Origin of the sequence: Nocardia donostiensis, assembly GCF_002081715.1 — a bacterium.
Classification (GTDB): domain Bacteria; phylum Actinomycetota; class Actinomycetes; order Mycobacteriales; family Mycobacteriaceae; genus Nocardia; species Nocardia donostiensis.
The window spans coordinates 1-1,544 of record NZ_MUKP01000117.1; the positions used below are offsets into that span (position 1 = coordinate 1).

Sequence of the window (1,544 nt, forward strand, 5' to 3'; positions counted from 1 at the left end):
GGACGCCGTCTGGTCGGCGCAACTGCCGAAGCAGACCGGCGTGGCGTACGTGCCGCCGGATGTCCGGTTGTTCTCGGGTGCGGTGGCCACCGGATGCGGTAACGCCACCAGCGAAGTGGGCCCGTTCTACTGCCCGGCCGATCAGACCGCCTACTTCGACGTCACCTTCTTCCAGGAGCTGGTGGACCGTTTCGGTTCCAGCGGCGGACCGCTGGCCCAGGAGTATGTGGTGGCGCACGAGTTCGGCCACCATATCCAGTATCTGCTCGGCGATATTGCCCGAGCGCAGCGCGATCCGCAGGGCGCGGAATCGGACGCTGTCCGCACCGAGCTGCAAGCCGACTGCTATGCCGGGATCTGGGCCTATCATGCGGACAAGACGCCGGCGCCCGGCGGCGACGGCCGACCGTTCCTGCGGAAACTGTCCGATGAGGACATCCGGGACGCGCTGTCGGCCGCGGCTGCCGTCGGTGACGACCGTATCCAGCGGGCTGCGCGGGGCCGGGAGAACCCGGAAGCCTGGACGCACGGCTCGTCCGAGCAGCGGCAGAAATGGTTCCTGGCCGGGTACAGCAAGGGCGAGGTCGCCTCATGCGATACCTATTCGGCCCCCGATCTGAACGATCCGGGCGCTGCGCGCTGAAGCACAGGCCGGTCTGTCGTGGGGTCGGCGAGGCGGTTGCTTCCGGTGACAGGTGGCAGCGGTCACGGCGGGGCGGTAGGAACGTGGGTGTGTTCAGGCGAATGGTCGAGTCCGCGTTGCTGTTTCTCACGCTGGTGCTGTTCGCCGTACCGGGTCAGGCGGCGGCCCGGCCTTGGTTCCGGCCTGCCGCGGAACCGCCCGCCCCACCCGCGGTGGCATTGCTGACGCTGACCACGATGCCCCGCGGCTGGGAAGCCCGCACCGATCTGCGGCCGGTGCTGCAGGTGTTCGCCGACGGCCGCGCGCTCGAGCTTCCGGATGCTGTCGCCCCGGAACGCGACCCCGGCACCGCCCCGCAGCAACGCACCGGCCGCATACCCGCCGAGGTGTTGTCGGCCGCACTGGCCGAGATACAAGCGCTGGCGACGGCGGATTTCGGGATGCCGACAGCAACCGGCCAGGGCCGCCGGATCATAGACCTGGCACCGCCGCCCCCACAGCCGAGTGCGCATCTGATCGTCTACGCTCCCGACGTCACCGGCGGTCTCAGTCCGGCGCAGCAGGCGGCACGGACACGGTTCGCCGCCGTATACGACACCCTGCTGGATTCGTTCGTCCCCGACCGTTGATCGGTAAGGCGGCCGAGGGAGGCTTGACCTGATGACGCCGTCCACGCCCGATCACACTCCACCTGTCCGCTAGGGGTCGAACTGGTCGCGCACGCCCGACATGAAGACGGAGGCCGCACAAAACGCACACCCGAAGCGAAGACGAAGGTACGCATAAGAGCGCTGGCCGGAGCGAACGCGGAGAACACCAACCGCATAATCGGAGCAAAAGGCGGCAGCCAGGCAGACCCCCACAGCCGTACGAACGCAGAAGGCACACCCCAAAGCGCACG

2 protein-coding genes are annotated in these 1,544 nt (G+C 68.5%); both read left to right on the forward strand.

The window, feature by feature from the left end:
- Positions 1 to 643, forward strand: a 643-nt coding sequence (ypfJ, locus tag B0T44_RS26175; RefSeq protein WP_081512745.1) for a KPN_02809 family neutral zinc metallopeptidase, incomplete at its 5' end; no start/stop codon positions are given.
- 89 nt (positions 644 to 732) lie between these two features.
- Entirely contained in the window at positions 733 to 1,272 is a 540-nt protein-coding gene (locus tag B0T44_RS26180; RefSeq protein ID WP_139347666.1) for a hypothetical protein, read from the forward strand.
- The last annotated feature ends 272 nt before the right edge of the window (positions 1,273 to 1,544 follow it).